Annotated in this window: 7 protein-coding genes; all 7 read right to left on the bottom strand. The window is 73.1% G+C overall.

Features of this window, described 5'->3' with window-relative positions; all coding sequences use genetic code 11:
* Window positions 1-241 precede the first annotated feature (241 nt).
* Window positions 242-922, bottom strand: a complete 681-nt coding sequence (locus HET64_RS33615; protein WP_215110997.1) for an ABC transporter ATP-binding protein — start codon at window positions 920-922, stop codon at window positions 242-244.
* The gene (locus HET64_RS33610; RefSeq protein ID WP_251146245.1) at window positions 915-1844 is read right to left on the bottom strand and encodes an ABC transporter ATP-binding protein; all 930 of its coding nucleotides are present in this window, start codon (window positions 1842-1844) and stop codon (window positions 915-917) included. Before HET64_RS33610 ends, HET64_RS33615 begins: the two co-directional genes overlap by 8 nt.
* Before the next feature lie 65 nt (window positions 1845-1909).
* Complete coding sequence (locus tag HET64_RS33605; protein ID WP_215110994.1) at window positions 1910-2767, bottom strand: ABC transporter permease; 858 nt, start codon at window positions 2765-2767, stop codon at window positions 1910-1912.
* On the bottom strand, window positions 2760-3725 hold the full coding sequence (locus HET64_RS33600; protein ID WP_215110998.1) for an ABC transporter permease: 966 nt from the start codon (window positions 3723-3725) through the stop codon (window positions 2760-2762). Before HET64_RS33600 ends, HET64_RS33605 begins: the two co-directional genes overlap by 8 nt.
* Before the next feature lie 23 nt (window positions 3726-3748).
* Window positions 3749-5365, bottom strand: a complete 1617-nt coding sequence (locus HET64_RS33595; protein WP_215110992.1) for an ABC transporter substrate-binding protein — start codon at window positions 5363-5365, stop codon at window positions 3749-3751.
* 134 nt (window positions 5366-5499) lie between these two features.
* The gene (locus tag HET64_RS33590) at window positions 5500-6618 is read right to left on the bottom strand and encodes an acyl-CoA dehydrogenase family protein (RefSeq protein ID WP_215110990.1); all 1119 of its coding nucleotides are present in this window, start codon (window positions 6616-6618) and stop codon (window positions 5500-5502) included.
* A partial coding sequence (locus tag HET64_RS33585; RefSeq protein ID WP_215110988.1) for an acyl-CoA dehydrogenase family protein occupies window positions 6615-7740 on the bottom strand: 1126 nt, incomplete at its 5' end. The genes HET64_RS33590 and HET64_RS33585, both read right to left, overlap by 4 nt.

Here is a 7740-nt window from a genome sequence, read left to right as displayed (position 1 = left end):
GGGCCATGGGGACTCCCTGAGCGGCGGACGGGCGGGGTGGACGGTCGCGTCGAGTATGGAGCCGCACCCCAACCACTGGGCAGGTACCTGCCAAGAATTGGCTGGACCGTCGCCCGCCGGTCGGCCGGGCCGCATCGGTTGTTCGCCGGGCGCCACGGGCCGTGGCCCGTGGCCTGCGTCGTTCCTCGTGCGCCGTTCGCTGTGCGTTGCTCACGTGGGGCGCTCGGGCGACAGCCGCCGGTCAGCCGACCGGCACACGCTCGCTTCCGGCCGTCCGCTCGCCCCAGCGGACCGTACGGTCGCACCAGCGCTCCAGCAGCACCCGGTCGTGGCCGACCGCGAGCAGGGCGGCCCCGGACCCGGAGCGATAGCGCTCGACCACGGCCACGAGGGCGGCCGTCGTGGAGGCGTCGAGCATCGCGGTCATCTCGTCGCAGATCAGCAGCCGGGGCTCCAGCACCAGGGCCCGTGCCAGACAGGCCCGCTGGAGCTGGCCGTCGCTCACCGCGTGCGGGCGGCGCTCCAGCAACTCCTCGGAGAGACCGACCAGCGGGGCCAGTTCCGCGACCCGCTCGGGGACGTCCCGGCGGCGCCCGGTGGACCGCAGTGGCTGGGCGATCAGTTCGCGCAGGCTGAGCCGGGGGTCGGCGGAGAGCCGGGGCTGCTGGAAGACGACGCCGACCGCCGTGCGCTGCTCGCGCGGGGCCCGGTGCCGCCAGCCGCGTACGACCGTGCCGTCGAGGGTCATGGTTCCGGCGTCCGGGCGGTGCAGGAGGGCGGCGACCTTGGCCAGGGTGGACTTGCCGCAGCCGCTGGGGCCCAGCAGACCGACCGCCTCGCCCGCCGCGACGTGCAGGGAGACATCGCGGACGACGGGGTCGCGGCGGTCGTATCCGGCGGTGATCCGGTTCAGCTCAAGCATCGGCGGCCTCCTTGAGGGGGTGCGTCCGGCCGGGCGGTGCGTGGTGGCAGGCCAGGTCCGCCTCGAAGGCAGGGCGTTCGCCGGTGCAGCGGGTGTCCGCGTGCGCACAGCGGGCGGCGAAGGCGCAGCCGTCGGGCAGCGCCCCCAGTTCGGGCGGCATCCCGGGGATCGGGGCGAAGTCCCGCTCGGGCAGGGCGTTCAGCAGGCCCCGGGCGTACGGGTGACGGGGGCCGGGCGCGCCGAAGAAGGGGGCCGCTTCGGCGATCTCGACGATCCGGCCCGCGTACATCACGGCCACCCGGTCCGCGATCCGTTCGGCGGCGGCCAGATCGTGGGTGATGATCAGCAGCGCCCTGCCCTCGTCGGTGTGGCGGCGCAGTTCGTCGACGGTCCGCTCGACGAGGTCCCGGTCGAGCCCGGTGGTCGGCTCGTCGGCGAGCAGCAGCGGGGCGTCGCCGACCAGGGCGAGGGCGGTCGCGGCGCGCTGGGCGAGGCCGCCGGAGAGCTCGTGCGGGTAGCGGTCGAGGTGGCCCTCGGGGAACGAGGCACGGTCGGCGGCCGCCACGACGGCCTTCGGCAGCTCGCTCCCCCGCACCCCGGTCAGCTCGCGCAGGCTCTCCTCCAGCTGGGCCCGGACGGTGCGCACGGGGGTGAGATGGGCGGCGGGACTCTGCGGTACGAGGCCGATGCGCCGTCCCCGCACCGTGCGGGCGAGGGTGCGCTCGTCGGCGGTGAGCAGGTCCGTGTCCCCGCCGAGCACCACGCTGCCGGTGGTCTGAGCGTTGGCGGGCAGCAGGCCGAGCAGGGCGGAGGCCAGGACGGACTTGCCGCAGCCGCTCTCGCCGACCAGCGCCAGGCACTCCCCCGGCGCGACGGAGAAGCGGGCGTCGGTGACGGCCGCGATGTCCCGGCCGCCGCGCATCCGGAAGCGGACGGAGAGGTCCCGGACGTCGAGGACGGGAGCCCGGGCGGGCTCGGAGGCGTCGGTCACAGCATCAGCTCCGATTTCCGGCGCGGGTTGATCCGGTCGCGCCAGGCTCCGGCGAGTCCGGCGAGCGCGAGGGTCGGGATGATCAGGAAGAGGCCGGGGAAGAGGGTGGGCCACCAGTCCCCCGCGAGCAGCGAACCGCGCGCGGACTGGACGAGGTTGCCGAGGCTCGCCTGATGGGCCGGGAGCCCCAGCCCGAGGAAGGACAGCGCCGACTCGTGCCACATCGCGTGCGGCACCATCAGGACCGCCGCCAGACCGGCCTGCGGGAGCACGCCGGGGAGCAGGTGCCGCACGATGACCCGGGTGCGGGAGGCACCTCCGGAGACGGCCGCGTCGATGAAGGGGCGCGAGCGCAGCGAGAGCACCTCCGAGCGGACGATCCGGGCGGTGGACAGCCAGTGCGTCAGGGCGACCGAGATGATCACCGGCCAGACGCCGGGCCGGAACATCGCGACGATGAAGATGCCGAGGAGCAGGTGCGGCACGGAGGACAGGGCGTCGACGACCCGCATGACGACCCGGTCCGTCCAGCCGCCGAACGCCCCGGCGAGGGCGCCGATCGCGGTGCCGATGACGGTGGCGGTGAGGGCCGCGACCAGGCCGACGAGCAGGGACACGCGCAGGCCGTAGACGCAGCGCAGCAGGAGGTCGCGGCCGACGTCGTCGGTGCCGAACGGGTGGGCGAGGGACGGCGGGTCGAGCTTGTTGGCCAGGTCGACGGCCTGCTGGTCGAGCTGGGCCAGCGGCGGGACGACGAGGACGGCGAGCGCGACGGCGACGACGATCGTGGCCGAGGTGACGATCCGGACGCGGCGGGTGGTGCGGCCGGGAAGGGCGAGCGCGGTCTCAGCCATCGAAGGCCACCCGGGGGTCGGCGAGTCCGTAGAGGAGGTCGGAGAGCAGGTTGCCGAGCAGCACGGCGGCGGTGGCGAGCACCGTGAGCGCGGCGAGCAGGGAGAAGTCCACCGAGGTGGCGGCCTCCACCGTGGCGGCGGCGATGCCGGGCCAGCTGAACACCGTCTCCACGAGCAGCGCGCCGGTGATGAGTTCGGGGACGCGGGAGCCGATCAGGGTGAGCATCGGCAGCATCCCGGAGCGCAGGGCGTGGCCGAGGAGCACGGTGCGCTCGCTCAGTCCCCGGGCGCGGGCGCCGCGCACCGGGTCCTCGGCCAGGGCGTCGGCGACGCCCTGGCGTACGTACAGGAAGAACCACGGCAGCTGGGAGACGCCGAGGACGGCGGCGGGCAGCACCAGGTGGGAGGCGACCTGGCGAGAGGTGACGACGTCGCTGGCGGCGTCGGTGAGTCCGCCGGCCGGGAGGACGTCCAGCTTGAGGGCGAAGAACCAGATGGCGAGCAGCCCGAGCCAGAAGGCGGGTGCGGCCTCCAGGGTGTACGCGGCGGAGCTGACGCACCGGTCGAGCCAGCCGCCGGGTTTCCGGGCGGCGAGGACGCCGAGGCCGGTGCCGAGCAGGATCGCGACGAGGAAGGCGGTGGCGGCGAGCAGGACGGACCAGCCCATGCGCTCGGCGATGACGTCGGCGACCGGCTGGCGCATCACGCTGGAGTCACCGAGGTCGCCCCGGAGGGCGGAGGTCAGCCAGTCCCACCAGCGGGCGACGAGCGGCTGGTCGACGCCGAGGTTGGCCCGCAGCTGGTCGAGGTTCTCCTGCGATGCGGTGAGCCCGGCGGTGCCCGCGTAGGCCTTGACCGGGTCGAACGGGGACGCGGCGGCGACGGCGAAGACGCCGAAGGTGACGACGCCGAGGACGGGGACGGCGAACAGGGCCCGCCGTCCCGCCATCCGCGCCATCGGCCCCCAGGGGAGGCGTCGGCTCACTTCTTCGAGCCCCCGGCGCCCTCGGTGGACCACTTCTCGACGTTCCACCAGGGGCCGGAGGCCAGCCCGTGGTCGTGCGGCTCGACCTGGGTGGTGAGGGGGCCGAAGCGGTCGTCGACGACGTAGAGGTGGTCGATGTGGGTGAGGAAGGTGTAGCCCGGGTTCTTCACCAGCTCGCGCTGGACGGTGTCGTAGGCCTTCTTGCGCTCGGCCTTGTCGCCGCTCCTGCGGCCGGCCTCGATCGCGGCGTCGACGGCCTTGTTGTCGTACCAGGCCATGTTGTTGAAGCCGTCGCCCGCGAGGGAGGACTTCAGCAGGGTGTACTGGTCGAAGTCGGGGTCGGCGGGCGAGCCGCCGCCCGCGAGCACCGCGTCGTGCTTCATCCGGGGCTCGATGACCTCCCAGGTGCCGGCCTCGGCGGTGATGGCGATGCCGGCCTTCTTGGCGTCGGAGGCGTAGGCGAGGGCGTGCTCCTGGCGGAGCTTGTCACCGGTGAGGTACCAGAGCGGGAAGGCGGCGCGCACGCCGTCCTTGACCCGGACACCGTCCTTGCCGGGCTTCCATCCGGCCTCGTCCAGGATCTTCTTCGCGGCGGGGAGGTCGTGGGAGCGCTCCGTGCCCTTGGTGAACCACTCGCTGTCGGTGGGGACGGGCCCGTAGGCGGGCTTGCCGTCGCCGTTGAGGATGGCGTCGACCATGGTCTCGCGGTCGACGGCGACGTCGAGGGCGCGGCGCACGGCGGTGTCGCCGGCGACCTTGTTGTGGGTCGGGAGGGTCACCGTGCGGTAGTCGTAGGTGGTGGCGGCGTACGTCTTCTTGCTCGCCTCGTCCGCGAAGCCCTTGGCGAGGTTGGGCGGCAGGATCGCGCCGTCGAGGTCGCCGGAGCGCAGCCGGGTGGCGCGCACGTCGTCGTCCTTGATGATCGCCATGGTGAACTTCTTCACCTCGGGTTCGCCGCCCCAGTAGTGGGGGTTGGCGGTGAAGCTGAGCTTCTCGCCCTTGGACCACTTGGTGAGGACGTAGGGCCCGGTGCCGACGGGGCGGGTGGTGAAGGCCCCGGTGTTGACGTCCTGCTCGCCCGCGATGTGCTGGGGGGCGATGGGCAGGACGGTGCGCTGGGCGAACGGCGCGTAGGGGTACTTCAGCGTGAAGACGACCGTGTCCTCGCCCTTCGCCGTGACGTCCTTGACGGCGTCCAGTTCGGTGCGGGAGGCGTTGTTGGTCTTCTCGTCGAGGATGGTGCGGTAGGTGAAGACGACGTCCTTGGCCCCGAACGGCTTCCCGTCGCTGAACTTCACGCCCTGGCGCAGCTTGTACGTGTACGTCAGACCGTCGGCGCTGACCTCGGGGAGTTCGGCGGCGAGGGCGGGGCGGAGCTTCATGTCCGCGTCCAGGGCGAGCAGTCCGTCGAAGATCTTGGAGTTGCCGTCCTTGCCGTAGCCGAGCAGCGGGCTCAGGCTGTCGGGCTCGTAGGCGATGCCGACGACGGCCGAGGTGGAGCCCGATCCGGATCCGCTCTTCGCGGTGTCCGGGTTCGAGCAGGCGGCTGCGGTCAGGGACAGGGCGGTCGCCATCGTGGCGGCGATCGCCACCCGTATCGATCGGGCCGTCATAGTCTGCACATCCCTGTTCAAGATCGGCTGTTATTGCGAACAGTGTGCAATTAAACATCACGTAAAAGACCCTGGTACAGCCCGCCTCGACGGACGAGACGGGTGCACCAGGGTCGATGCGTCGAAGGACGCCCCTACGGAGCCGGAAGTTCCGCCAGCTCCGCGACGGTCCGACGATGACGGCCCGCCGTGCCGTACGCGATCGAGTCGGCCTTGGCGCGCTTCAGGTAGAGGTGCGCGGGATGTTCCCAGGTCATGCCGATTCCGCCGTGCAGTTGTACGCACTCCTCGGCGGCGTGGACCGCGACGCCGGAGCAGTACGCCTGGGCCACCGCGACCGCGAGCGGGGCGTCGGGGTCGCCGGTGGCGAGGGCGTCGGCGGCGTTGCGGGCGGCGGCGCGGGCCGAGACGACCTCCAGCCAGAGCTGCGCCATCCGGTGCTTGAGCGACTGGAACGAGCCCACGGGCCGGTTGAACTGGTGGCGTTCCCGGGTGTACCGGACGGTCTCGGTCAGACACCACTCCGCGAGTCCGAGTTGTTCGGAGGCGAGCAGTCCGGCCCCGGCGAGCAGTCCGCGCCGTACGGCGGTGGCGCTCGCGGCCGCGTCGGCCAGCAGGGTCCCGGCGGCCCCGGTCAGGGTGACGGCGGCCAGCGGCCGGGTCAGGTCGAGCGGGACGAGTGGCTGTACGGCGACGCCGGGGTCGGCCGTCCCGACGGCGTACAGGCCCTCGGCGGTCGGCACCAGCAGGACATCGGCCACCGCCGCGTCGGCGACGCCGCGTACCGTCCCGTCCAGTGCGGCGAGCACCGCGTCCACCCCGGTGGGCGGGGTCGCGAAGGGCACGGCGAGCACGGCCGTACGGGCGCCGGAGGCCAGCTCGCCCAGGAGCGCGGCGACCGGACCGTCCTCGGCGCCCAGCGCGAGCAGGGTCTCGGTGGCCACGACGGAGCTGGTCAGGTACGGGGCGGGGGCCACGGCCCGGCCGAGCTCCTCCAGGACCACGGCGGCCTCGCGGTGGGACGCGCCCTGGCCGCCGAGCTTCTCCGGCACGAGCAGTCCGGCCGCGCCGATGCCGGTGGCGAGCGAGGACCACAGGCGCTGGTCGTACGGCGTGCCGGACTCGGTCGCCGCGATCACCGTCGGCGCGTCGGCCCGGTCGGCGAGCAGGGCACGCACGGCGGAGCGCAGGTCCTCCTCGTCCCTTGAGTAGAGCAGGTCGGGCGTGGTGGCGGGCTGGGCGGGCACGGTCATCGGCTCAGGTCCTTCCAGGCGACGTCCTTGTCGTTGCGGGGTTCGGAGGGCAGGCCGAGGACCCGCTCGGCCACGATGTTCAGCAGGACCTCACTGGTGCCGCCCTCGATGGAGTTTCCCTTGGAGCGCAGATAGCGGTAGCCGGCGTCCCGCCCGGTGAAGTCGACGAGCTCCGGGCGGCTCATGGTCCAGTCGCCGTACAACAGGCCTTCGTCGCCGAGCAGTTCGACTTCCAGGCCGCTGATCTCCTGGTTGAGCCGGGCGAAGGCGAGCTTCATGCCCGAGCCCTCGGGGCCCGGCTGTCCGGCGACGAGCTGCTGGCGCAGCCGCTCGCCGGTGAGCCGGGCGACCTCGGCCTCCACCCAGAGGGTCAGCAGCCGCTGGTGGGTGTCGGGGGTGCGCAGTTCGGGGCGCTCGCGCCAGCTCCTGGCGACCGGGCCGATCATGCCGCCCTCGCGGGGGATGCGGGAGCCGCCGATGGAGACGCGCTCGTTCATCAGGGTGGTCTGGGCGACCTTCCAGCCCTCGCCGACGGGGCCGAGGCGGTGGCTGTCGGGGATGCGTACGCCGGTGAGGAACACCTCGTTGAACTCGGCCTCGCCGGTGATCTGGCGCAGCGGCCGGACCTCGACGCCGGGGTCGGTCATGTCGCAGATGAAGTAGCTGATGCCCCGGTGCTTGGGCAGGTCCGGGTCGGTGCGGGCGATGAGGATCGCCCAGCGGGCCAGGTGGGCGCTGGACGTCCAGACCTTCTGCCCGTCGACGGTCCAGTCGCCGGTCCCGTCCCTGACGGCCCGGGTGGCCAGCGCCGCGAGGTCGGATCCGGCGCCGGGTTCGCTGAACAGCTGGCACCAGACTTCCTCGCCGACCCACAGGGGGCGCAGGAAGCGCCGCTTCTGTTCGTCGGTGCCGAAGCCGAGGATGGTGGGGGCCGCCATGCCGAGGCCGATGCCGATGCGGCGCGGGTCGTTGCCGGGCGCGTCGGCGGCGGCGAGTTCGGCGTCAACGGCCTGCTGGAGGGAGCGGGGCGCGTCGAGTCCGCCGAGGCCCACCGGATAGTGGACCCAGGCGAGGCCGGCGTCGAAGCGGGCCTTCAGGAAGTCGGTGCGTTCGGTGGTGGCG

Source organism: Streptomyces sp. McG3, assembly GCF_018619185.1.
GTDB lineage: Bacteria > Actinomycetota > Actinomycetes > Streptomycetales > Streptomycetaceae > Streptomyces.
The sequence above is the reverse complement of the archived record's forward strand: the minus strand, read 5'-3'. Positions and strand labels throughout refer to the sequence as shown.

Coding starts and splice junctions, on each gene's coding strand:
- HET64_RS33600 (WP_215110998.1), bottom strand. CDS start 3,725: ATGGCGCGGATGGCGGGACGGCGGGCCCTGTTCGCCGTCCCCGTCCTC.
- HET64_RS33605 (WP_215110994.1), bottom strand. CDS start 2,767: ATGGCTGAGACCGCGCTCGCCCTTCCCGGCCGCACCACCCGCCGCGTC.
- HET64_RS33590 (WP_215110990.1), bottom strand. CDS start 6,618: ATGACCGTGCCCGCCCAGCCCGCCACCACGCCCGACCTGCTCTACTCA.
- HET64_RS33615 (WP_215110997.1), bottom strand. CDS start 922: ATGCTTGAGCTGAACCGGATCACCGCCGGATACGACCGCCGCGACCCC.
- HET64_RS33595 (WP_215110992.1), bottom strand. CDS start 5,365: ATGACGGCCCGATCGATACGGGTGGCGATCGCCGCCACGATGGCGACC.
- HET64_RS33610 (WP_251146245.1), bottom strand. CDS start 1,844: ATGCGCGGCGGCCGGGACATCGCGGCCGTCACCGACGCCCGCTTCTCC.